24 protein-coding genes and 1 tRNA gene are annotated in these 23,685 nt (G+C 62.4%); 8 read left to right on the forward strand and 17 right to left on the reverse strand.

Annotated features, from left to right (window positions below):
- Positions 1-297: 297 nt before the first annotated feature.
- Entirely contained in the window at positions 298-1,074 is a 777-nt protein-coding gene (gene rlmB, locus M3P21_RS06300; RefSeq protein WP_249707765.1) for a 23S rRNA (guanosine(2251)-2'-O)-methyltransferase RlmB, read from the reverse strand.
- A 217-nt stretch (positions 1,075-1,291) separates the two neighbouring features.
- Between rlmB and M3P21_RS06305 the strand changes: the two genes are divergently transcribed.
- Together M3P21_RS06305 and M3P21_RS06310 are read left to right on the forward strand one after the other, a co-directional pair.
- Positions 1,292-1,375: transfer RNA gene (locus tag M3P21_RS06305), tRNA-Tyr, on the forward strand.
- Between the two features lie 193 nt (positions 1,376-1,568).
- On the forward strand, positions 1,569-2,567 hold the full coding sequence (locus M3P21_RS06310; RefSeq protein ID WP_249707766.1) for a capsular polysaccharide export protein, LipB/KpsS family: 999 nt from the start codon (positions 1,569-1,571) through the stop codon (positions 2,565-2,567).
- Positions 2,568-2,701: 134 nt separating this feature from the next.
- On the opposite strand, the gene M3P21_RS06315 is transcribed toward M3P21_RS06310, so the two are convergent.
- From M3P21_RS06315 to M3P21_RS06345, 7 genes are all read right to left on the reverse strand, one after another.
- Positions 2,702-3,229, reverse strand: coding sequence for a DUF2478 domain-containing protein (locus M3P21_RS06315; protein WP_249707767.1), 528 nt, complete (start codon positions 3,227-3,229; stop codon positions 2,702-2,704).
- Positions 3,230-3,293: 64 nt separating this feature from the next.
- The gene (locus tag M3P21_RS06320) at positions 3,294-3,962 is read right to left on the reverse strand and encodes an NnrU family protein (RefSeq protein WP_249707768.1); all 669 of its coding nucleotides are present in this window, start codon (positions 3,960-3,962) and stop codon (positions 3,294-3,296) included.
- Positions 3,963-4,049: 87 nt separating this feature from the next.
- Positions 4,050-6,116 carry an ABC transporter permease gene (locus tag M3P21_RS06325; protein WP_249707769.1) on the reverse strand — a complete coding sequence of 689 codons (2,067 nt, stop codon included), beginning with the start codon at positions 6,114-6,116 and terminating at the stop codon, positions 4,050-4,052.
- Positions 6,113-7,165: a quaternary amine ABC transporter ATP-binding protein gene (locus M3P21_RS06330; RefSeq protein WP_249707770.1), complete on the reverse strand. Its 1,053-nt coding sequence runs from the start codon at positions 7,163-7,165 to the stop codon at positions 6,113-6,115. Before M3P21_RS06330 ends, M3P21_RS06325 begins: the two co-directional genes overlap by 4 nt.
- A gap of 10 nt (positions 7,166-7,175) precedes the next feature.
- Positions 7,176-8,126 carry an ABC transporter substrate-binding protein gene (locus M3P21_RS06335; RefSeq protein ID WP_249707771.1) on the reverse strand — a complete coding sequence of 317 codons (951 nt, stop codon included), beginning with the start codon at positions 8,124-8,126 and terminating at the stop codon, positions 7,176-7,178.
- 177 nt (positions 8,127-8,303) lie between these two features.
- Positions 8,304-9,521, reverse strand: coding sequence for an oxidoreductase (locus tag M3P21_RS06340; protein WP_249707772.1), 1,218 nt, complete (start codon positions 9,519-9,521; stop codon positions 8,304-8,306).
- A 90-nt stretch (positions 9,522-9,611) separates the two neighbouring features.
- Entirely contained in the window at positions 9,612-9,881 is a 270-nt protein-coding gene (locus tag M3P21_RS06345; protein ID WP_249707773.1) for an ArsR/SmtB family transcription factor, read from the reverse strand.
- 196 nt (positions 9,882-10,077) lie between these two features.
- Between M3P21_RS06345 and M3P21_RS06350 the strand changes: the two genes are divergently transcribed.
- Positions 10,078-10,758, forward strand: a complete 681-nt coding sequence (locus M3P21_RS06350) for a hypothetical protein (RefSeq protein ID WP_249707774.1) — start codon at positions 10,078-10,080, stop codon at positions 10,756-10,758.
- On the opposite strand, the gene M3P21_RS06355 is transcribed toward M3P21_RS06350, so the two are convergent.
- Entirely contained in the window at positions 10,755-11,159 is a 405-nt protein-coding gene (locus M3P21_RS06355) for a c-type cytochrome (protein WP_249707781.1), read from the reverse strand. The genes M3P21_RS06350 and M3P21_RS06355 overlap by 4 nt on opposite strands.
- 16 nt (positions 11,160-11,175) lie before the next feature.
- Positions 11,176-11,565 carry a cytochrome c gene (locus tag M3P21_RS06360; RefSeq protein WP_249707783.1) on the reverse strand — a complete coding sequence of 130 codons (390 nt, stop codon included), beginning with the start codon at positions 11,563-11,565 and terminating at the stop codon, positions 11,176-11,178.
- Positions 11,566-11,670: 105 nt separating this feature from the next.
- Here M3P21_RS06360 and M3P21_RS06365 point away from each other — a divergent pair, with 105 nt between their 5' ends.
- Positions 11,671-12,108 carry a DMT family transporter gene (locus M3P21_RS06365; RefSeq protein ID WP_249707784.1) on the forward strand — a complete coding sequence of 146 codons (438 nt, stop codon included), beginning with the start codon at positions 11,671-11,673 and terminating at the stop codon, positions 12,106-12,108.
- Here the strand turns inward: M3P21_RS06365 and M3P21_RS06370 are convergent.
- From M3P21_RS06370 to proS, 5 genes are all read right to left on the reverse strand, one after another.
- Entirely contained in the window at positions 12,092-12,778 is a 687-nt protein-coding gene (locus M3P21_RS06370) for an ABC transporter ATP-binding protein (RefSeq protein WP_249707786.1), read from the reverse strand. The two genes, M3P21_RS06365 and M3P21_RS06370, sit on opposite strands and share 17 nt — an antisense overlap.
- Positions 12,771-14,057: a lipoprotein-releasing ABC transporter permease subunit gene (locus M3P21_RS06375; protein WP_249707790.1), complete on the reverse strand. Its 1,287-nt coding sequence runs from the start codon at positions 14,055-14,057 to the stop codon at positions 12,771-12,773. Before M3P21_RS06375 ends, M3P21_RS06370 begins: the two co-directional genes overlap by 8 nt.
- 111 nt (positions 14,058-14,168) lie before the next feature.
- Positions 14,169-14,960, reverse strand: coding sequence for a glycosyltransferase family 25 protein (locus tag M3P21_RS06380; protein WP_249707792.1), 792 nt, complete (start codon positions 14,958-14,960; stop codon positions 14,169-14,171).
- Positions 14,960-15,868: a glycosyltransferase family 2 protein gene (locus M3P21_RS06385; protein WP_249707794.1), complete on the reverse strand. Its 909-nt coding sequence runs from the start codon at positions 15,866-15,868 to the stop codon at positions 14,960-14,962. The genes M3P21_RS06380 and M3P21_RS06385 overlap by 1 nt, the downstream gene beginning before the upstream one ends.
- Positions 15,869-15,878: 10 nt before the next feature.
- A complete protein-coding gene (gene proS / locus M3P21_RS06390) occupies positions 15,879-17,234 on the reverse strand; it encodes a proline--tRNA ligase (protein ID WP_249707796.1) in 1,356 nt (451 codons plus the stop codon).
- A gap of 169 nt (positions 17,235-17,403) precedes the next feature.
- Between proS and M3P21_RS06395 the strand changes: the two genes are divergently transcribed.
- The 4 genes from M3P21_RS06395 (at position 17,404) to M3P21_RS06410 (ending at position 22,241) form a co-directional block, all read left to right on the forward strand.
- Positions 17,404-18,771 (forward strand): FAD-dependent oxidoreductase, encoded by a 1,368-nt coding sequence (locus M3P21_RS06395; protein ID WP_249707798.1) that lies wholly within the window; start codon positions 17,404-17,406, stop codon positions 18,769-18,771.
- Positions 18,772-18,893: 122 nt separating this feature from the next.
- On the forward strand, positions 18,894-19,961 hold the full coding sequence (locus M3P21_RS06400; RefSeq protein WP_249707800.1) for an AI-2E family transporter: 1,068 nt from the start codon (positions 18,894-18,896) through the stop codon (positions 19,959-19,961).
- Positions 19,962-19,963: 2 nt separating this feature from the next.
- Positions 19,964-20,653, forward strand: a complete 690-nt coding sequence (locus M3P21_RS06405; protein ID WP_249707802.1) for an HdaA/DnaA family protein — start codon at positions 19,964-19,966, stop codon at positions 20,651-20,653.
- A 46-nt stretch (positions 20,654-20,699) separates the two neighbouring features.
- A complete protein-coding gene (locus tag M3P21_RS06410; RefSeq protein WP_249707804.1) occupies positions 20,700-22,241 on the forward strand; it encodes a Ppx/GppA phosphatase family protein in 1,542 nt (513 codons plus the stop codon).
- A 9-nt stretch (positions 22,242-22,250) separates the two neighbouring features.
- On the opposite strand, the gene M3P21_RS06415 is transcribed toward M3P21_RS06410, so the two are convergent.
- Both M3P21_RS06415 and M3P21_RS06420 read right to left on the reverse strand, forming a co-directional pair.
- Positions 22,251-22,673, reverse strand: a complete 423-nt coding sequence (locus M3P21_RS06415; RefSeq protein WP_373319960.1) for a hypothetical protein — start codon at positions 22,671-22,673, stop codon at positions 22,251-22,253.
- Positions 22,670-23,683 (reverse strand): endonuclease/exonuclease/phosphatase family protein, encoded by a 1,014-nt coding sequence (locus M3P21_RS06420; protein WP_249707806.1) that lies wholly within the window; start codon positions 23,681-23,683, stop codon positions 22,670-22,672. Before M3P21_RS06420 ends, M3P21_RS06415 begins: the two co-directional genes overlap by 4 nt.
- Between the last annotated feature and the right edge of the window lie 2 nt (positions 23,684-23,685).

The raw sequence follows: 23,685 nt of genomic DNA on the forward strand, positions 1-23,685 counted from the left end.
GTCGAACACGTCCTCGACCACATCCCAGGCCTCTACGAGAACCCGCGAGAACAGCGATTTGCGTTTTTTGACCTTGCGCCGCACTTTCTTGCGCTGGTCCCACGGGATGCTGGCAGCGGGAGCGCTCTTTCTCCGGGTCTGCACCCGTTCGCGCGGCAGCATCTTCAGGTCATGCAGCGGCGCGCCACAGGCAGAGCAGCTCAATTCATGGCGATCTCGGCCCCGCAGAACCAGCGCGGCGCGGGTGCCGCAATAGCAGCAGGTGGCGATTTTCTGCGGGCTGGGAATGGCGGCCTCCTATCGTGGTTGAGAGGCATATAGGGCGATTGCCGCCGCATTTGAGACGTTGAGTGAGCCAAATCCGCCTGCCGCATCAATTTTGACCAGTTTATCAACCGTTTCTTTTGTCTTCTGCCTCAACCCCGGGCCCTCGGCCCCCAGCACCAGCGCCACCGGCTGCGCCTTTTGATCGCCAAGCGCCTGCTCAACGGTCTGCTCTGCCTCGCCATCCAACCCCAGCACCAGGAATCCCATGCCCTGCAACTCGGTGATGGTGTCGGCCAGATTGCGGACCCGTAGATAGGGTTGACGCTCCAACGCGCCGCTCGCGGTCTTGGCAAGCGCGCCGGTCTCGGGTGCCGAATGATGCCGGGTGCCGATCACCGCGCTGGCGCCCAGAACCTCGGCCGAGCGCAGGATCGCGCCCACATTATGCGGGTCCGTGACCCGGTCCAGCAGGATCACGCGAGGGTTCTCACGCCCGATGCAATTCTCAGCCAGTCCGCCCCAGTTCAGCGGCCGCACCTCCAGCGCTGCGCCCTGATGGACCGAGCCGGGATCAATCGGCGCGCTGAACTTGCGGGGATCGACCAGCTCGGGCTCGATCCCGCCCTCGGCAATCGCTTCGGCCAGCTTGTCGCGGGCGTTCAGCGTAACCAGAAGCCGCAGTTTCTGCCGCGCCGGGTTGCGCAGCGCATCGCGCACCGCATGCAGACCAAAGAGCCAAACGGTCTCATCGCCCGCCGCCTTGCGCGCCTGCTCTTTCTCGACGACCCATTTGGGTTTCTTGGCCATGTCCCGCCCATCCGTTTTGTGGTTCGGGGCACATATCAGATGCGCGGGTGCTGGGAAACATGAGACTTGCGAGTGATTGCCGCACCATCTTCAGACGCCTGTTTCGACCGGGAAATCCAGCATCCGACCCGCTGCCTGGCCGTCATTCACCGAGTACCGCAAATTCGACATTTTCCGGTTGACGCCCCCTGCCCGCTTGTCTATCCCGCACCGTGTTGGGCGACAGGCCGCAAGGTGTGGCAGGGGACTGTAACTCCCTCGCGGAGACGCACGCCTGGTTCGATTCCAGGGTCGCCCACCATTCCTCACAAGATACCGCGATTGGATCGCAAATGTTCTTCGGTGCGGCACATCCGTGAGACATGGCACCGTCGAGCTGGTCAGCTTGCCGACATCTCGTCAAAGACTGTTCGCTCTGCGCGCGTGCTCTTTCCAAGTGTTGTGTACTGTGTTCCTTTGCATGTGAGAAAATCAAATCATTTGGATCATGCACGGTGAACAAAGCAGGCTTGGCGGGCAAGGGCGGTTTCCGAAAACTGAACACATTGGGCCAATTGCTAACAGGCAAGACACCGCTCGTGGTGCACGCCACTGAAAGTTGGTATGAAAAGCTGCTCTGCGGGCAGATCGACTTCTTTGCGAAGATCGCGGCCAGTGCTTCGGAAAACGGTCACAAACCTCTGCTGGTTCCTGCCCCGAGTATCAAATCCAGGCTCGCCTTGGCGATGGATCACAAACACATTGTGGTGGGAATGCGCAAAGCGCAGGGCGCAAGAATACTGCATGCGCATACGAGCTACATCTGGGGCTTCTGGTACCTCGATCCCAAGGGGTATTACTGGTCATCATCATTGGTGGACACCGCGTTCGACCCAAAGAAGATAAACGCGGCACAGGCCAAGTATTTCTTTGACGGCGTCAGCGGATATATGAGGCGCGAGAATGTCTCGAAGCTTGCGCAGCCAGACCGTGGCAGCATCCCGGTCAGACCAGCAGCTGCGACTGTGTTTTTGCAGGAAATTGACGCCTTCAAGACACCGGTGCACTATCTGGGCACGCTTGAGATGATCCGCAACACTGCGCTGGCGACCAACAAACGCGTCTATGTCAAACTGCATCCCGCGCAAACTGACCGAACCAGAAAGGCAGTGCTTGGACTGTGCGCGGAATTGCCCAATGTCGAGGTAACAATCGCAAGTATTCACGATTTGATAGAGGCGTCCGCTGTGACGGTCTCGCAGAATTCGGCGGTGGGGTTCGAGGCATTGATGCACAGGAAACCAGTGGTGACCTGTGGTCGGTGCGACTTCCATCATGCAACATTGGTGGCGCGCACAGCCGAAGAATTGCAACGCTATGTTCAGACTGCGCCGCAGCAGCTGCGTGATTTTCCGTATGGGCGCTACTTCTACTGGTTTCTCGGGGAAAACATGCTGGAGCCACAGAAAGAGGAGTTTCTGGATCGGGCATGGGCGCGCATCAATCGCCTTTAGGCGTGTTTCCTGCCACTTACCCGCGCCGCCGAAGGGTCACATGCCATTTGCATCATTGACCGGAACAGCGGCTGGCCCACTTCCGTTTGGATGGACCCGCCAAATGAAATTCTAAACCACCCGTCGTCGGGGTTTTACATCGTCTGCGCTTGCGCCAGAGGCAATGAAGCCGGGTCGAGCCAGTTCCGCAAGGTGTCGATGTCGGCCTCCAGCACCTCGGCCATGCCACCGGCGAATTCCTGAAACCGGTCGAGGTTCAGCCCGTTGACGCCCACCAGCACCGGAATCTCACGCTCCAGCGCATCGGCGATCACCGGGCGAAAGCCGCGGCCATCGGCCTCGTGCTTGCCGAACTTGTTGATGATCAGCAGCTCTGGTCCGGCATCCAGAGACTGGGTGACCAGCCCCACAGCGCGCTCCAACTCGGCCGGGTCCAACCGGCATCCCCGTGCATTTGCACCCAGCGACTGCGAGATTCGGATGGTCTGGCCACTGGGCAGCACCTTGAGGTCCATGTCGCATGTATAGCCGTCGGCGCATTCGGTGTTGGTCTGCACCACACCAGCCAGCGCTGTTCCGGCCTGTGACATCCGGTCGGCAAAGGCGCTCAGCAGCAGATCGGTGGCGCCGCGTTCGGTCGTCGTGACACAGGCGAGCTTCATGAGAGGTTTCCTTTTCCTGGTCTCATCGCGTTCAAATAGCATGGATTGTCCGCCCCGGCCACGTTCATAGCGGGACCGGAGACAGGCCGATCACCCAGCCATGCAGGGCAAATAGCAGTGCATAAAGAGCCGCGCCGCCGATCAGTGCATGCGGTCGCAGCAGTGCCGCTGCGCCACGCAGCGACAGCCGGGCTGTGTTTCCGGCCAGCCGGTCCCACTCCGCCCCCATCATCCGCCGCTTGCGCCGGTCGATCAGGGCCATGCCCGCGACGGAAAACGCCGCAAAGCCGCCAAACAGGATCACATGGGCCAGGTCCCCATTGGCCAGCAGATGCGCCAGCGACCAGAGCATCAGCGCCAGCAGCAGCGGATGGCGCGACAGGGCGAGGATGCCGGGATGCCCGGGGTCGAAATCGCCCTGCCCCAACCCGCCAAACGAGAGCGGGTTGCGCACCGACATGCCCGCCACGATCAGCGGACAGGCCAGCGCCATCAGCAGCGCCGGTGCCCAGCGCAGTGCGGCATGGGGCGGCAAGACCTGCACATAAGGCGCCTGCGCTGCGGCCATGACCAGCCAGATCAGGATCAGCACCGACAACAGGGAATACCCCAGAATGTAGGGCCGCAGCCCGACCGCCCCGACCAGCGCGGCCCTGACCCGGGGCCGGGCCGGGATCATGTGGCTGGCCAGAAAGGCCAGCAGCGCCAGTGTGAAGTCGGTCCAGCCGCTCATTCCATCGCCTCGTGTCGCTCTGCGATCTCCGTTCTGGAACAGAGACCCTCGCCGCGCCTTGTCATTGATCAAGTCGCGCGGGCTTGGTTACAGCCCCAGCGCCTGCCTGCGTTCCTCGGCAAAGCCCTGCACCATACGGTCGGCGATCAGCGCCAGGATGGCCATCGCAGCCCCTGCCGAGATGCCCAGCCCCACATCCGCCTGCCCCAGCGCCAGATAGATCGACTGACCCAGACCGGTGGTGCCGATCAGCGCCGCGATCACCAGCATGGCAAAGGCATAAAGGATGGTCTGGTTCAGCCCCAGCAGGATCGTTGGCGCTGCATAAGGCGCGCGGATGTCGCGCAGGATCTGCCACTCGGTCGCGCCGCTGGAAATCGCGGCCTCCATCATCTCGTCAGGGGTGTTGACCAGCCCGTGCCGTGTGTAGCGGATCATCGGAACAACGGCATAGGCGCAGATCGCCAGAAAGGCCGAGAACTCGCCGATCTGGAACACCATCAGCACCGGGATCAGGAACACGAACAAGGGGATCGTCTGCAGCATGTCGCAAATCGGGCGCACGATCTTCCAGGCGGTCTCGCTGACCGCGCTGAGCAGACCGATCGCCCCACCCACGACGGCGCAGGCAAAGACCGCCGCACCGCTCAGGTAAAGCGACAGCAGCGCCCGCTCCCACAGGCCAGAGACAAGGATGGTGGAGAGCAGGATCACCGACATCAGCGCCAGCTTGCGCCCGCCAGCCACCCAGCCCAGCGCCGCCGTACCACTCAGCACGAAAGGCCAGGGCAGATTGGCGATGCCGGTTTCCAGCATGCCGATGCCGATCAGCACCATCAGCCCACCGGTCGCATGGCCGCGCCAGGCCATCAGCGCGGCGATCACCGCACCGGCGGCGAACAGCCCATAGCTCATGGCCGGGGTCCAGGCAAAACCCCATGTGAAAGGCAGCACCGCCTGATCCAGCCCGATCCGCAAGGGCAGCAACACATAGAACATCGAGTTGTTTTTGAGCGCGTCCAGCCACGGGCCATTGGCCTGCGTGAAGGCGGTCAACCCGCTGTCGACCGCACCGGCAACCGGGTCCATCAGGGTGAATTCCGACGCGTTGGGCAGGCTGGACCAGAACAGTGCGGTAAAGACCACACCAAACGCCACCAGTGCCCAGACCACGCGACGGTCATGGCGCTTGCGCTCGGTCGCCAGCGCGCCGCTCATCCGGTCGATGATAACGGCAAAGACCACGATCACCATGCCCGCCAGCAAGGCCTCGCCGAACTGTGCCTTGCGCATGGTCAGCAGGACCTCCCAGCCGATATCGTTGAAGCCGCCGATCACCGCCGCGATGATCACCATCGACAGCGCCGCCATCAGGCACTGGTTCACTCCGATCATGATCTGGGTGGTGGCCGAGGGGATCTCGACCTGAAAGAGTTGCTGGAACCGCGTACCGCCGGACATGATGGCGGCCTCCTTGATCTCGGGTTCGACCCGCTCCAGCCCCAGCATCACGTTGCGCGCCATGGGAGGGGCGGCATAGATCGCCGAGGCGATCAGCCCGACCACCGGGCCAAAGCCGAACAGCAAGAGCAATGGTGTGAGATAGGCGAAGGTCGGCACGGTCTGCATCACATCGAGCACCGCTTGCACGACGGATTTCACCCGTGGCACCTCATTGGCCAGAATACCAATCGCGCCGCCAAGGATCAGCGCCAGCGGGACCGAGACCGCCACCAGCGCCAGCGTGTTCATGCTTTGTGGCCAATAACCCGAGGACAGCACAAAGCTCAGCCCCAGAAAGCCCAGCGCCGCCATCGGCAAGCCGCCGATATACCAGCCCAGCGCCGTCACCAGCCCGATCACGATGGGCCAGGGTGTCGCGCCCAGCGCCGCATTCGCCCAGTTCATCGGATAGCGCATCAACTCGGAAAACAGCCGTGCAACCGGCTTGATCCCTTCCAGAAACCATTTCAACCCGGCCCCGACCCAGTCCGTCGCGGGCAGCACCCATTCCGCAGGCCAAATCACCAGCCAAGGCACCAACGGCTCCAGCACCAGACACAGCGCGCCGACCAGCAGCGTGATCAGAGCCACTTGCGTACCCCTGGTCAGATGGGTCAATGCGTGTGGGGTAAGCTGTTCATCGGCACTCATGCCTCGTCCACCTGCAGGGCAGCAGCCAGATCGGACGGATGGACAATGCCGACAACTTCGCCGCTGCTGTCGCGCACCGGCACCGGCTCATAGAGGTTCATGCATTTGGCAAGGGCGGCATCCAGCGTCATGCCGGTCTGCAGTCCTGGATCGTCGGGGCCGAACTGCGTCTCCCCTTCCCGCATGACCGAGGACACGATGGCATGCTGGCCCTTGGCCACATCCTTGGAGAATTCGCGGACGTAATCGTCAACCGGATGCAGCACAATCTCGGTCGGGGTGCCGATCTGTACGATCTTGCCATCGCGCATGATTGCGATGCGGTCGGCCAGTTTCAAGGCTTCGGCGATGTCGTGGGTGATGAACACGATGGATTTCTTCAGCGTCGCCTGAATGTTGAGGAATTCGTCCTGCAATTGCCGCCGGATCAGCGGGTCCAGCGCCGAAAACGGCTCGTCCAGAAACCAGATATCGGGGTTCACCGCCAGCGAGCGGGCGATGCCGACGCGCTGCCGCTGCCCGCCTGAGAGCTGGCGCGGGAAGCTGTCCTCGCGCCCCTCAAGCCCGACCAGAGAGATCACCTCGCGCGCGCGTTCCGTGCGTTCTGCGCGGCTGATCCCCTGCACCCGCAGCGGATAGGCCACATTTTCGGTCACGGTCATGTGCGGGAACAGCCCGAAATGCTGGAACACCATGCCCAGCTTCTGGCGGCGCAATGCGGTCAGGCGTTTCTTGCTGGCACCGCGCACATCTTCGCCATCGATGCGGATTTCCCCGCCCGTGCCGGACAAAAGCTGCGAAATGCAGCGAATAAGGGTGGATTTGCCAGAGCCCGACAAGCCCATGATGACAAAGAGCTCGCCGTCGTGAACCTCGAAATTGGCGTCCTGAACTGCCGGGATCATGCCAGCGTCACGCAGCAAGTCAGCTGCCTTGTCCGCATCATTGCCTGACCGAGCCAACGCGTCGGTCAGGGCCTTTTCTGCGCCATCGCCAAACACCTGCCAGAGTTTCCGGCAGGCGATGGCTGGCGTGTTTGCTTCTGTCACCTGTTGCGGCTCACTTGGTGGCCGCGTCAACGACGGGGCGCCACTTGTCCTCGTTCCCGGTCATCCAGGTGGCGACCACCTCTTCGACGGCACCGCCATCGACATCGATCGCGCCCATCATCGGCTGCTGGTCTTCGACCGCCAGCTCATAATTGGACAGAATCTCATAGGCGGCGGGCCATTTATCCGCGAATCCGGACCAACCGGCCTTGAAGATACGCGAGGGCGCGAAATCGCAGTCATTGACCGCGTTTGGGTTGGGTCCCCAGGCCGGATCGTTGAAACACGCCTCTTCGCCCGCAGGCAGGTCGACGAACTGCACGTCATAGGCCGACATCGCCCAATGCGGCTGCCAGAAGGTGATCAGCAGCGGTGATTTGCGCTCGGTCGAGGCGCGCAGTTCCGCGATCAGCGCCCCTTCGGAGCCAGCGGGAACAGCCTTGAACGGCAGATCCAGACCGGTCATGCGATCGGCACCGGGCGTGCCCCAATCCGCCGGGTAATCCACAAGGCGGCCGCCGGGCAGCGTTTCGGCGGTGGCGAAGACCTGCGCGCACTCCTGCAGCGCCTCCCAGGCAGGCAGGCCGGGACACAGCTCGGCCACATGGGCCGGGTAAGCGATGCCTTCCTTGGCATCGAGGCCCAGATCCCCGATCTCTACCACAGTGCCCTCGTCCACCTTCTTGGCGTATTCGTCGGACACATTCGAGGACCAGATTTCCAGCGTGGCGTGGATGTCACCATCGGCCAGCGCCTGAAACTGGTTCATCATCCCGGCAGTGACATATTCCACATTGTACCCTGCGGCCTTGAGCATCTCGCCCGCCACATGGGTTGTTACATGCTGGCCGGTCCATTCGTTGACGGCGAGTTTGATCGGCTCGTCCACAGCCCCCATATCCGCGGCCTGCGCCAAACCGGCCACGGCACTCAGAACGATCCCCAAGCTGGCTGTCTTCATCTGCACTTCTCCCTGTTATGCGTCTGTTGCGCGCGCTGCCAGCATCGTCTGATTCCGGGCCGGTGTCACGCGGCACAACCTGTGCGCAGTTTTCTTGATTGAGCAGTCAATTATCAAACAGGTCGTTTTGTTTTTGTCGAGTAAAAAATGGCGCTCCTGGTGAACTGATGTGCGTGTTCAGCCACGGACCTGCTGGAACCGCTGCTTCCAGGTGACGCATCGTTGCGCATCCCGCGTCTCATAGGCTTTCAGCGCCGCGGCAGGGGTTTGATCGAACCGGGCCTCGGCATCCTCGGCAAGAGCCGTCAGGCGCATCGAATACCACGCGGTGACACCGCCACGCGGAGGTGCCTCAAACACCGGGAACTCCGGGTCGCCACCGGCATCGCTTAACCATGTATTCGCAAGCGACGGGTTCAACACCATCGCACGCGCAAGACTGACGGCATCTGCGCCGCCGCCCTGTATTGCCGCCACCGCCTGTTGCCTCGTCTCAAACCCGCCGGTCAGCATGATCGGGATGGAGGTGAGCCTTTTGGCCTGGCGCGCAAAACCGAGGAAATACGGACCAGAGGATGACAGGCCATCCGAACTGGACGCCGCACCGGGAAAATACGTGCCTCCGCTCACGTCGATCAGATCAACCGAGGTTCTATCGAGCAGCCGCACGACCTTTAGTGCGTCATCCTCGGTCAGACCACCGACAAGCTTGTCGGTGGCGTTGATCTTGATGCCCACGGGAAAGGAGGCCCCCACGGCCTGACGCACGGCTGCAATAGTCTCGTTAATGATCCGAAAGCGCCCGGAAATTGACCCGCCATAGGTATCCGTCCGGTGATTGAACAGGGGCGACAGGAACTGGCTGAACAGGAACCCGTGGCCGGCGTGAATCTGAACGCCGCCAAATCCAGCCTCTTGCGCAATGACGGCGGCGCGGGCATAGGCCTCTGGCAAGGCCTCGATGTCGGCGCGCGTCATGCCTTCGCATTTCAGGCCCCCGACATTCAGCGGTGACGGCCCTTTGGGCTGGCTGATCGGCCCATGTGACAAGGCGCCGGCATGGCCCAGTTGCGGCCACAGACCCGCACCATTGACCGCCCCCCGCGTCGCAAGAGATTTCAGCGCGGCCAGATCCGGCGCGGGCGACAGCACGAGATTGCCCGGTTTCTCAGGGTAGCGCGGGCTTGTCTGCACCTCGCCAATCAGCGACAGCGCCGCCCCCCCCTCTGCCCAACGTTCATAAAGCCGCGCCTGGGCCTGCGTCGGGTTTCCCGCGCCATCCCCCAGGCTGTCGGACATCGCGGACTTGATCAGGCGGTTCTTCAACCGGGCACCGCAAGGCAGACCCAGAGGCTTTCCCAGCACAGCCCGTGCCTGTTCGTCGGTTTTGCTCATGTCAGTCTCCATCAGGTCCTCCTCCATCGGGATATTTCGATATATCGGTTTTCTCGGACATGCTTTGCCTCGGCGCGGGGTACAGCGGTTTTAAGACTTCAGAAGTTCATCCTGAACAGCCGACAGAAAGGCCCGAATGTTCGTTTCGTTGCGGCGGTAGAAGGTCCATTGACCATGACGTTCGGCACTGACAAATCCCGCCTGTTTCAGCAGCCCCATGTAATTCGATATGGTGGATTGAGACAGCTGCGCCTTTTCCTGAATATAGGCCACACAGACCCCGTCCAGATCAGCATGCTCGGGCAACGCAGGTGGAAAATTGGACCGGTCCTTGAGCCATTCCAGAATCTTCCGCCGCATCGGGTTGTTCAGTGCCGCTATTGATTTTTCAACATCCATATATATCGAGATATCTCGATATAATGCTATTTGTCAAGCGATGCCCTGCGCCCTGGCTTTGCCATCATTCGCGATCCCATGCCGGACGGGATCAAACAACTGCGTCATTTGCCAGAAAACGCTTGCGGCAGATGGCGGTCGGGCTAGGGTTTCGGACATGTTCCCGCGTCTTCTTGTGATCCTGTTTCTGGTTGTGGCCTGCGGTCGTCCCCTGACCGAAACCGAAATGGATTTTGCCGGACGTATTCACGGCGATGCGCTTGACCTGAACAGGGTGCGGGTGGTTGAAGGCGCACCGGTCGGCAGCGTCACGTTCCGCCGCAAGCCGCGTCCGCGCGTGACCTGCCGCGAGCGCATTCTGCCCCCCGTCAAGGACGAGCTTGTCACCTCGAAGCCCGCCGCCGTTGCCCTGTTCAACCATGTCCTGTTCACGCGCGACTGGTACCTGGAGGACTACACACCGGAATTTCCCGATCACCTGGCTCTGGTGCAGGCGATGCTGTTTGCCCATGAGCTGACCCATGTCTGGCAATGGCAGAACCGCCGCACAACCGGTTACCACCCGCTGCGCGCAGCGGCAGAACATGGCGGAGCGGATGACCCCTATCTGTTCGATCTGGAAAAGACACCCGAATTTCTGGATTACGGTTTCGAACAGCAGGGCGCCATTGTTGAAGAATATGTCTGCTGCCGCGCCTTGGACCCGGACGCGGCACGCACAAAGCGCCTGCACCGGATGCTCAGCGCCGCCTTCCCGGTTTCAACCCTGCCAAAGACACGAGAAAGCGATGTTTACCTGCCCTGGGACGGGGTCGAGATCGACGGGATTTGCGACTAACTGCCGACCTGTATGCTTTCCAGATAGGCCAGCAAGGCCGCCAGCGGGCGGGGTGTTGGCGTCAGTGTGCCCTCCACGTCGACCGGGACCGTCTCGCCCTCCAGCAAGGCTCCGAATTCGGGCATCACACTGGCCGGTGCCTTGCCCCTTCCATACCCGTCAATCTGGGACAGGACTTGCACACGGGGAAACACGCCGCCATTTCGCTCCGCGATGCGGGTCAGATCGGGCGCGCGCCGGCCATTCGTCAGCGGGCCGCCCTTGGCGTCACCGCCATGACAAACCGCGCAGTTTTCCGCAAACAGCACCGCGCCCTCTGCCGCGTCCGGCATCGCGACTTCGGCGGAACATGCGGTCAGGGCAATGCCCGCCGAGACCGCCATCATGACTTTTGCTCTCATGCCCAAACAGGCTCCTTTATCCGGTCTGCAACGTCTCAAGATAGGCCAATAGATCGACAATCGGCGCGCTTGTCAGGATCGGCTGACCCGAGGGGGTCTTGGTGGCCTTGTCCTCACCCTCGAAGAAATCGCCATAGACCGGCATCGGGCTGCCATGGCTGACCAGAGGATCACGCCCGTCGATACGGCGCACCACACGCTCGGTCGGAAACACGCCATCCTTCGACAACGCGCTTAGATCCGCAGGTTTTATCATCAGGACGCCAGCCATGGGCCCCTGCCCGGTCGCGTCGATCCCATGGCAGGTCGCGCAGTGTTTCACATAGAGCGCCTCGCCATTTTCGGCATCCTGCGCCACAGCGGGCAGCGCCACGGTCAACAACAGACAGATCAACGGTGCTTTCATCGGTCTCTCTCCGCACGGGAAATTCCACATCGGAACGCTTGCCCGCGCGGGCCGGTGGCGCAATGATCCAGATCAACCCATGAACCGACCCGAGGACCGGACCCGATGACACAATACGCCCTGATCATGCTGGCCGCCGGGATCGGCATACCGGTTCTTGCCGCGTTGAACGCAGCGCTTGGCAAGCTTATCGGCTCGCCCACCGCTGCTGGCGTTGTTCTGTTTGCCATTGCCTTTGCGGCTTCTGCGCTGGCCATGATGATCTTCCCCGGCCCGCAGGCCTTGGGAAAACTGGGCGGCGCGCCGAAACACCTGTTCCTGGCGGGTCTTTTGGTGGCGTTCTATGTGCTGTCGATCACCCATGTCGCGCCGCATTTCGGGGTTGGAAATGCGGTGTTCTTCGTGCTGATCGGTCAGTTGATCTCAGCCGCCGCGATCGACCATTACGGGTTGTTCGGCGCGCAGGTCAGCCCGCTGAACCTGACCCGCGCGGCGGGTATTGCGGTCATGGCGGCAGGCGTTGCGATCACTCAACTGGCGTGATCGCGCCATCCTCGAGGCGCAGCACCCGGTCCATCCGCGCAGCCAGCTCCAGGTTATGGGTCGCAATCAGGGCCGACATCCCGGTCCCCGTCACCAGATCCATCAATGCGCCAAAGACCTGATCCGACGTGCCGGGATCAAGATTTCCCGTCGGTTCATCCGCCAGCAGAAGCCGTGGCGCATTGGCCAGCGCCCGGCAGAAGGCCACCCGTTGTTGCTCGCCGCCCGACAACGCCGCAGGCCGGTGATCGGCGCGCTCGGCAACGCCAACCCGTGCCAGCAGGTCCGTGGCGCGCGCCTGTGCCTCTGCCTCGCTGGCACCATTGGCCAGTTGCGGCAGGGCGACATTCTCAAGCGCGGTGAATTCGGGCAGAAGATGGTGGAACTGATAGACAAAGCCCACATCGCGCCGCCGCGTTGCAGTGCGCCTGCGGTCGCTCCTGCCGCTCATGTCCTGCCCAGAGATGCGGACGATCCCGCTGTCGGGTGTATCCAGCAGGCCCGCGATATGCAGCAGGGTGGATTTGCCCGCCCCCGACGGCGCCACAAGCGCCACCACCTCACCGGCCGCTATCTCAAGATCAGCACCCCGCAGCACGGTCACCTCGCCCGGCGTGCCGCGTTTGTAGGATTTGGTCAGCCCCGACAGGCTCAGCACCGGATCACTCATAGCGCAACGCCTCAACCGGGTTCATCCGCGCCGCGCGGCGGGCGGGAAAATAAGTGACAAAAAACGACAGACCCAGCGACAGACCCACCGCCTTGAGCACATCCGACAGGTGCAACTCGGCGGGCAGCGCGTAAATGCCCCTTATTGCCGGGTCCCAGACCCCGCCGCCCATCGCGTAGTTCACAAACGAGAAGATCGGATCGATATAGATCGCAAACAGGCAGCCCAGCGCCACGCCCAGCGCGGTGCCGATCAGCCCGGTGAACGCACCGCAGATGAAGAACACACGCAGGACCGAACCCTCGCTCAACCCGATAGTGCGCAGGATGCCGATGTCGCGCCCCTTGTTCTTGACCAGCATGATCAGGCCGGAAACGATGTTCATGGCCGCGATCAGGACAAGGATCGACAGGATAATGAACATCACGTTGTCCTCAACCTCCAGCGCTCGCAGGAACCCGCCCGAGGCGTCCTGCCAGGTCCAGGCACGGGCCGCATCCCCGGCAGCGACCAGGATCGGAATCACCACCTTGTCGAGCGCTTCGGGTTCCTCGACCATCACTTCAATTTCGTCGGCCACCCCTTCGCGGTTAAAGAAACTCTGCGCCTCGACGAAGGGCATGTAGATGCGGGTATTGTCGATATCGTAACGCCCGGCGCTGAAGATATAGACCACCTCATAGGCATTGACGCGGGGCGAGGTGCCAAAAGCGGTCTTGGCCCCATCGGGCGAGATCAGCTTGACCCGGTCGCCGACGCTGGCCCCGATCGTGCGCGCAACGCCCGAGCCGATGGCAATGCCCTCGCCAAACCGCGCCAGATCGCCATAAGAAGCCTCGCCATCCGTGATACCCGGCAGGCTGGCAAGATCCCCGGCCGAGATGCCCAGAACCTGCACCCCGGCATTGCGCCCCTGCTGCGAGATCATCACCTGCCCGCGCACCAGCGGCGCAGCCCGTGTCACACCCGGCACCTGTGCCACCTTCCCGGCCATGGCATCATAATCCGGGATGGTCCGGTCCACCCGCCCCTGCGCATCCATTTCGCCGACGCTGTAAACCGTCACATGCGCGTTGGCGCCCAGAATGGTGCCCACGAACTCGGACCGGAAGCCCGAGCGCACAGCAAGCGTGGCAATCAGCGCAAAGACCGCCAGCGTGATCCCGATCAGGCTGATCCAGGTCATGACGCTGACGCCCCCCTCGGCGCGGCGCGCACGCAGGTAGCGCCACGCGATCTTCCATTCGAACGGGGCAAAAGGAGCCGGTTGGGCGGCCATCATCGAGATCCTCGAAACAAAGTCGGCGCAACCTGCGTTGTCAGCCGAGCGGGGTCAAGCCGCGATGGGTCGCGGTGGCCATAAGTGGGCGACGATCACCTGCCGATGGCGTCATTCCGCGCAGCTATATCCGGGCAGATCATCGCAGAGCGTCGGAGCCTGCGCCTCAATGCCGCGAAGTTTGCGTTTGCGGCGGTTGCGGCGCAGCTCTTTCCATATCCGGTAAGGAATCGGCCCCTTGGAGGCTTTGCTGCTGTCCTGCCGCTCACGTTGGCTGCTCTCGGGCGGCCCTGCGCTCGCGGGCGAGGCACAGCACATCTGCTGCACCGCCACAGCGGGGAAAAGCTGGACCGGGTCTATGCCCACCCGCACCCGGAACAGGAAATCATCCAGCGTGTCACAATAGCTCTGACTGTCCGCCAGCAATTGCCGGGCTGCGGCAGAAGAGACTGCATAACAAGCGGCGCTCGGCACCGGTTCGAGGATTGCACGCAGATGCCAGCCGCCCATGTCGGCATCCATGCCGTAGCGGCGGGCCGCATTGAACCCATCAAGCTTGATGACGCCAAAGCGGCCGCAATCCAGCGCGCCCAACAGGTGTGGGAAGGCCGTCGACACAAGGATGTCATCTTCGCAGATGATGCCCGCGCCGCCGTCATCCAGATCGGCAATCCGGTGCCAGACCGAACGATGACTTTCAAACACCGCCTGTTCAGAGCGTTTCAACTCCCAGCGGTCTCGCCAACTGTGCGGGGCATAACCCGGCGCGGCAAATCCGGGATCGCGTGCATCGGTGGCGCTGATCCGGGTCAGGCTTTGCTCCAGCCCGACCTTGGCGAATTCCGCGCGCAGTGCCGAAAACCTCTCGGGGGATCTGTCGAGATTGATGACATGGATCTGCATCACGCCCCTTTCAAATAATCCCATTTACGCCAGGGCTGCATACGCCTGCGCATGGTGATTTTCAGGCTGTGCAACGCTGCCCGCCGCATAATGTCATTGCCCTTGGCCGCCCGCAGCGCCGCACGGCACATGGAGACCGGCAATTGCCCGGTACGATACCAGTTCAGCGTCGTATCGCTGTCTATCTTGCCGCAGCCCGCCATCTGGCCAAAGTACCGGCTCCAGACCTCGGCATAGTCCCTGGCAACGCCCAGCACATTTGCCGAGACCCCGCGCGCGCTGAACTTGGAGACCGGTAGCTTGGTCCCCGCGCCCGAATGCCCCTCCATCAGCATACGGAACACGAAATCGTAATCCGACGCCACGCGATAGGACAGGTCATGACCGCCAAGCGCCAGAAACACGTCGCGCCGCACCAGCATCGAGTTGTGGCAGAACGGCATGCGCTGCAGGAAGGCCGACAGGTTTGTGCGGCTGTGGTTCCTGGTGCTGCCATCGCCAAGCGTCTGCAGCGTGCCACCGTAGACGAAATCCGGCCTGTCGGACTGCACGATTGCCGCCAGTTCCCGCAGGATGTCATCGCTGGCCAGCGAATCGTCGGAGTTCAGAAAGATCACATAGTCGCCGCTGGCCAACCCGACCGCCTTGTTCATCGCGTCATAAAGGCCCGAATCGGCATCGCTTTGGCAGATGATCGGAATGGCCGTGGCATCGGCGGAAAACTCGGCCTGCCACGCCTGTAGCAATGACTGGGTGCCATCGGTCGAGGCCCCGTCCCAGATCACATGTTCAAGCCCGCGAAAGCTCTGGGCCTGCACGCAATCCAGCGCCGCGCGCATCGTCTCACTGCGCCCGGCCTCGATGAGGTTCCGGGTGACCGTGATGACCGATATCAGCGGCTTGGACATGCCTGCGCGCTCATCCCAGCCGGGGTTGAAGATGCGGGGCGTAGATCTGCGCCACTTTCTTGACCGCCGCTTCCGGGCTCAGTTCCTCGCTTTCGCCGGTGCGGCGGCTGGTCAGTTCGACCACGCCGTTCTTGAGCCCGCGCGGACCCACAGTGATGCGCCACGGCAGACCGATCAGGTCCATGGTGGCAAATTTGCCCCCGGCACGTTCTTTGCGGTCGTCATAAAGTGGCTCAAGACCCAGAGCGGTCAGTGCGGCATAAAGCGCATCACAAGCCGCATCGGCTTCTTCGTCGCCCTGTTTCAGGTTCACGATACCGCAATGGAACGGTGTCACGCCCTCGGGCCAGATGATGCCCTTGTCGTCGTGGCTGGCCTCGATAATGGCACCGACCAGACGGCTGACGCCGATCCCGTGGCTGCCCATATGCACGGGCGTAGGCTTGCCGTCAGGGCCTTGCACGGTGGCCCCCAGTGGCTCGGAATATTTGGTTCCGAAATAAAAGATCTGCCCCACCTCGATCCCCCGCGCCACGCGGCGGCGGTCTTCGGGCACCTCGTTGAACAGCGCCTCGTCGTGGGTCTCGTCGGTGCGCGCGTATTTCGAGGTGAACTCCTCCAGCACGCCGCGACATTGCGCGTGATCGTCATAGTCGATCTCGCGATCGCCGAATGTCAGATCGGTCACGGCGCTGTCATAGAACACCTCCGACTCGCCGGTCTCGGCCAGCACCAGGAATTCGTGGGTGTCATCGCCACCAATCGGGCCACTATCAGCCCGCATCGGGATCGCCTGCAGGCCCATCCGCTCGTAGGTGCGCAGATAGCTGACCAGATGGCGGTTATAGGCGTGCAGCGCGTCCTCTTTGGTCAGGTCGAAATTATAGCCATCCTTCATGTAGAACTCGCGCCCCCGCATCACGCCGAAACGCGGGCGGATTTCATCGCGGAACTTCCACTGGATCTGGTAGAGCGTCAGCGGCAGGTCCTTGTAGCTGCTGACATGGCTGCGGAAGATGTCGGTCACCAGTTCCTCGGCGGTGGGGGTGAACAGCATGTCGCGGTCATGCCGGTCCTTCATGCGCAGCATTTCCTGACCATAGGCCTCATAGCGCCCGCTCTCGCGCCACAGATCGGCGGATTGCATCACCGGCATCTGGATGGCGATATGCCCGGCCCGCGCCTGTTCCTCATGCACGATGTTCTCGATCTTGCGCAGCACCTTGAACCCCAGCGGCAGCCAAGAATAAATGCCAGCGCTGGCCTGTTTGATCATGCCCGCGCGCAGCATCAGCCGGTGACTGACGATCTGGGCCTCGGAGGGGTTTTCCTTGAGAACGGGCAGAAAGTAACGGCTGAGGCGCATGGATTAACCCTAAAGGTGAGATTTCAACAAAAAGGTGATTATTCCAAAGCGTCGGCGGGGGCAATCCGTGTCTGTTGTGCGTTGCGACCTCCGGAGCGTCGCAATTGGGATTGACCGATCGCATTTCAATCCTGAACTCTGGCACGATGCAGGCGGTGCGGAGGACATGATGACCGAAACGATACGGGAACCGGCGCGCGACATTCCGGTGGTGCATCGCACCGAGGTTCTGGTTGTGGGCTCGGGCCCCGGCGGTCTGGCCGCAGCCCTTGCCGCCGCGCGTGCGGGCGCCGAGGTCACCCTGCTGGAACGGTTCGGCTGTTTCGGCGGCAATATCACTGCGGTAGGCGTAGAAGGTTTCGCCTGGTACCGGCACGAGAAAACCGTCGAGGCGGGCGGGATCGGATGGGAGTTCGAGCAGCGCGCCAAGCAGATGGGCGCCGCTGTTCCTGAATCACAATCGCTCAGCTACGAGCTGGACAGCGAAGGCTTCAAGCTGGTGGCCGACAAGCTGGTGCAGGAGGCGGGCATTCACCCGATGATGCACCGGCAGTTCGTGGCCCCGATCATGGAGGGCGACCGCCTCACCGGCGTGATCGTGGAATCCAAGGCCGGGCGCGAGGCCATCCTGGCGCAGGTCATCATTGATGCCACCGGGGATGCGGATGTGGCGCATCGCGCCGGCGCGCCGACCTACAAGACCGAGCGCGAACAGATGATGGCCGCCTCGGTCATGTTCCATCTGGCAGGCGTCGACAAGCGCGCCTTCATGGAGGGGATCAAATCCGACCCGCAGACCTACAGGGATTGGGGCGGGGGCGGCGAATGGGTGATCGAGACCAGCGGCAAAGAGGACGACATGTTCTCGCCCTTCATCAAGAAGCCCTTCGATCAGGCGATCAAAGCGGGGCTGATCCCCGCGCATCTCAACACCATCGCCGGCACCTGGGGCGCGCTGCACGACACTGGCGAGTTGACCTATATGAACCTGATCCACCTCGACGAAGTGGATGGCACCGACCCCGACAGCCTGACGGCGGGCGAGATCGAGGGGCGGCATCAGTCAATGCTGGCCATCGAGGCCTTGCGCCGCTTCATGCCTGGCTGCGAAAACGCCCGCCTGCGCAATTTCGGCATGACCATCGGCGTGCGCGACACCCGCAAGATAGATGCGGCCTATAACATGACCGAGACGGATGTGCGCCATGAAGGCCGGTTCGAGGACACGATCGGCATCTATCCCGAATTCATCGACGGCTACGGCATCCTGATCCTGCCCACCACTGGGCGCTACATGCAGATCCCCTATCGCTCGATGCTGCCCAAAGGCATCAACGGCCTGCTGGTCGCGGGCCGTTCCACCGGTGGCGACCGGATCGCGCATGCGGCCACCCGCAACATGTCCTGCTGCGCCGTCGCCGGACAAGGCGCGGGCGTTGCCGCTGCACTGTCGCTGAAAAGCAACCGCGAATTGGACAAGATCGACCTGACCGCCGTTCAGGCCGAATTGCACCGGCAGGAGGTGCGGACCCACTGACCGGCCCCACCCGGCGCGGTGCTGCCATGCCCCTGCGACCCGATACCGTAACGAAACAAGCAACATACTCTTGATCGCGAACGTTCCATGGGCGATGAGTGTGGCAAGCGGAAAGAGGTCCCATGTCATTGCCAGTTTCAACTCAATTTCGGTATTGGGGCATCGCCGCGGTGGTGTTCATCCTGATCATGTGGGCCCTGGGCGACGTGCTGTTGCCCTTTGTCATTGGAGCGGCCATCGCCTATTTCCTTGATCCGGTCGCGGACCGTCTGGAGCGGCTGGGCCTGTCGCGCATTGGCGCGACCGCCCTGATCACCGTGGTATCGATCCTGCTGTTTGCCGTGCTTCTGGTGATGGTGGTGCCCGCGCTGATCACCCAGCTGGTCGACCTGATCAACATCCTGCCGCAGCTCTATCAGGATCTGCGCAGCTTCGTTCACGAGAAATTCCCGTCCTTGCTGGATCGCAACTCCAACATGCACCAGTTGCTTGTCGCTATCGGCGATACGCTGAAATCCAAGGCGGGTGCCTTTGTGCAGACGATCGTCGAATCGGCAGCCTCGGCGATCAATGTCGTGGTTGTGGTGGTCGTCTCACCGGTGGTGGCGGTCTATCTGCTGCTCGACTGGGACCGGATGATGGCGCGTCTGGACGAGTTGCTGCCGCGCGAGCACGCGCCTGTCATTCGGCACCTGGCGGGCGAAATCAACGCTGTGCTGTCGGCGTTCGTGCGTGGCATGGGGACGGTCTGCCTGATCCTGGGCAGCTATTATTCCATCGCGCTGATGATCGTCGGGCTGCAATTCGGCCTGCTGGTCGGCGCGATTGCCGGGCTGGTCACCTTCATTCCCTACCTGGGTGCGCTGATCGGCGGGTCTCTGGCCATCGGGCTGGCGCTGTTCCAGTTCTGGGGCGACTGGGTCTCGGTCGGGCTGGTGGCTGCGATCTTCTCCGTCGGGCAGATGGTCGAGGGCAATTTCCTCACCCCAAAGCTGGTCGGTGGGTCGGTGGGCCTGCACCCGGTCTGGCTGATCCTGGCCTTGTCGGTCTTTGGCGTGCTCTTCGGGTTCGTCGGCATGCTGGTTGCCGTCCCGATGGCGGCAGCCCTGGGCGTACTGGCCCGGTTTGCCACCGCCAAATACCTCGACAGCAGATTGTACAGCGGACAGAGCGAACAGGACGCGCCGTAAACATGGCCGAACAACTCAGCTTCGAGTTGCCATCAAAAACCGCGCGCGGACGCGAGGATTTCTTTGTGTCGCCCTCCAACGCCATGGCTGTGGCGCTGCTCTCGGCTTCGACATGGCCCGGCGGCAAGCTTGTTCTCACCGGCCCGGAGGGTTCAGGCAAAACCCACCTCGTCCATGTCTGGGCAGCCGAGACCGGCGCACGTATCGTCCCGGCCATGGCGCTGACCTCGGAAGACTTGCTGGACCTGTCCAGCAGCCCCCTCGCGGTCGAAGACGTACCGCAGATCGCAATGGACGACGCCGCACAGGATGCGATGTTTCACCTGCACAATCTGACGCTGGCCAATGGCCACCCGTTGCTGATGACGGGTCGTGCCGCGCCGTCCTTCTGGGCGCTATCGCTGCCGGATCTGCAAAGCCGGGCACAGGGCGCCCAGCACGTGGCGCTTGAGCCCCCCGATGACGAGTTGCTGGGCGCGGTGATCGCCAAGCTGTTCTACGACCGGCAACTCAATCCGCGCCCCGATCTGATCCGCTATCTGGTGCGCCACATGGACCGCCGCTTTGACGCCGCCGCGCGCATGGTCGACCGGCTTGACCAGATTGCGTTGGCCGAAAAGCGCGAGATCACCCGCGCGTTGGCGGCCCGGCTGATGGCGGAAGAGGTCGATCTGGCCACCGCCGGGAGTTGACCGATGAGACATGGCCCCACATCCTCTCAACAGCGATAGGCACGATATGGACCAGCACACACATTCCGCACCGGATTGGGGGTCGTTCGGACAACCACTGTTCAACGACCCCGACGCGCGGGCGCTATCGCGTGTCGGCGTGGTCGACGTGGGCTCGAACTCGGTCCGGCTGGTCGTCTTTGACGGGGCCGCGCGGTCTCCGGCCTATTTCTACAACGAAAAGCTCATGTGTGCGCTGGGGGCCGGGCTGTCCGAGACCGGCAAACTCAACCCCAAGGGTCGCGAGCGGGCGCTGGCCGCGCTGCATCGGTTTCAGCATCTGGCCGACGGGCTGGACCTGCCCCCTTTGCGCGTCGTCGCCACCGCCGCCGTGCGCGAGGCCAAGGACGGGCCCGAGTTCTGCGCCGAGGTCAAGAAAAAGACCGGGCTGACCATTCAGGTGATCGATGGCAACGAAGAGGCGCGGCTGTCGGCGCAGGGCGTGCTGCTGGGCTGGCCTGGCGCCTATGGGCTGATCTGCGATATTGGCGGCTCGTCCATGGAACTGGCCGAAATCTCCGATGGTCAGGTCGGCAAGCGCCTGACCTCGCCGCTGGGTCCGCTGAAGCTGCGCGATATCTCCGGCGGCAGGCGCGGGCGCAAGACCCAGATCAAGACAGTGATGGAGGACCTGCGCGACCAGTTGGGGCCGCAACGTGACCGGCTGTTTCTTGTCGGTGGCAGTTGGCGCGCGATTGCGCGACTGGACATGCTGCGCCGGGGCTATCCGCTGGCGGTGCTGCATGAATACCGGATGACCGCCTCTGACATCCGCAAGACGGTGAAATTCATCGAAGCGGGCGACCCGGACGAATTGCGCAGCGCGGCGGGCGTTTCCGGCTCGCGCATGGCGCTGGTGCCTTATGCGATGGATGTATTGACCCGCCTGATCCGCACCTTCAAGCCCAAGGACATCGCCGTGTCCAGCTATGGCATCCGCGAAGGATTGCTCTATGAACAGATGTCGCAGAAGCTGCGCGACCGCGATCCGCTGATCGAAGCCTGCCGCTTTGCCGAAGCCAAGGATGCCCGCCTGCCGGAATTCGGCAGGCAGCTTTTCGACTTCGTCATGCCGCTGTTCAAATCGCAACCCGCCCATGTCAAACGCCTGGTCAAAGCGGCCTGCCTGTTGCATGACGTCAGTTGGCGCGCCCATCCCGATTACCGGGCCGAGGTCTGTTTCGATTACGTCACCCGCGCCAATCTGGGAGGCCTGAAACATTCCGAACGGGTCTTTCTGGGCCTTGCCCTGCAGCACCGCTATCGCAACAAGCGCGAAGGCAACCGGTTCGAGCCGCTTTATGAGCTGCTGGACGAAAAGGGCCAGAAACAGGCCGAGATTCTGGGCAAGGCGATGCGCTTTGGCGCGATGATGTGGATGCGCGAGGACTCCAAGATCGGCAAGCTGAACTGGTTCCCCAAAAAGCGCGTGCTGGAGCTGCGGATGCCTGCCTCGGCCCGCCCGCTGTTCAGCGAAGTGGCCGAAGCGCGGCTGAATTCGCTCAGCTCTGCGCTTGAGGCTGAAACCAGGATGCTGATCCGCGACTGATTCCGCGTTTCAGATTTCGGTGCCTTCGAGGTTGGGTTCTGCGTCCTGTTCGGGCGTCTCAGGTTCCGGATCGGGGTTCAACTCGGGCTTGCGTCGAATGATGATATCGCCGTTGGGCAGGATCTCGGGCGCCTCATAGACGCTCCAATCCTTCACCTCCTGCGCCATATCGGCAAAGGCGGGCCCCATCTCTTCGAAGAAGCTCAGCATCGAAGGGCCAAGGTCGTCGGCAAGCCCCAGAAGGCTCTGCAGAGTGGGCTCCATCTCCTGCCGCAACCCGTCCAGAAACAGTTCCGCCCCCAGATCCATCAGCGATCGTCCCTCGTCTTCCTGAGCGGAGACCGGTGCCGCAAGACCGGCAGTCAGTGCAATGGCAAGCAACATACGCATGCCGCCAGTATAGGCGCGCCAAGGCCGACATTCAAAGATCATATCTCGATATCCAATGTGACCGGGAAATGATCGGATGCGCTCAGCAGCGCATCGCGCAGGTCCGGCACCGACCAGCAATCGACATCGTCAAACGGATGCCAGATGCGCCACGCGGGCCGTCGCATCCGCAAACCGGGCGTGACCATGATGTAATCCAGCAGCGCCCGCAGATAGCGCCCCTGACCAGCCAGATGGAACCGCGCCGTCGTCGGCACGGCACCGGGCCTGAGCTGGCGCGCCTTGTCCGCATGCGGATCATAAAGCCCTGCACCCAGCAGAATTTCGACCGAAGACCGCCCGAACAAGTGCTCAAACTCATCCAGACCCGGCCCGTCATTGAGATCACCCAGAAGGATCACCTCCTGCCCGGCCGCCACATGCGCCTTCACCCTTGCGGCCAGCCAGATCGCCTGCGCCAGTTGTTTGCGCCGGTTGGCGATCGAGGTGCGGATCACCTCGTCGCGGGTTTCCGCCCCATGCGGGGCCTTGAATTTCAGATGCGCGCCGATCATGCGCAATTGCGTGCCCTGAGCGGTCTCAATCGCCAATTCCAGCGGCGGTTTGGAGAACCGCACCAGATCTTCGGTCGCGTCGATATCCAGATCGATGCGAAAGGTCCCGTCAAAGCGCGGCGCGTCACCGCTGCCTTTCTTGCCGGTCTCCGCCCCCAATGGATCATGCCGGGCGCGGAGTTGCGTCGGGTCAAAAAGCAGCGCTATTTCCTGCTGGGTGTCATTGGCAAAGCCGATCAACGCCTTTGTGGTGCGCAGGTCGAAGGCGGCGGCAAATCCCTCCAGCGCCGCAACCGTGCTTTGCCTGCGCCCTGTATCGGGGGCCTCGACCACCATCACCGCATCGGCATCCATGGCGGTCAAAACCTTGGCGATCGCCTCACCCTGCTGTGCGCGGGTCACGCCATAGCGGCCAGAGCGTTCATCATCCAGAAGCAGATTGTCTTCATCGTCAAAGAGAGTGGCGAACCATTCGATGTTATAGGTCGCCAGCCGCATCG

It is taken from the genome of Ruegeria spongiae (assembly GCF_023502395.1).
Taxonomy (GTDB): Bacteria; Pseudomonadota; Alphaproteobacteria; order Rhodobacterales; family Rhodobacteraceae; genus Ruegeria_C; species Ruegeria_C spongiae.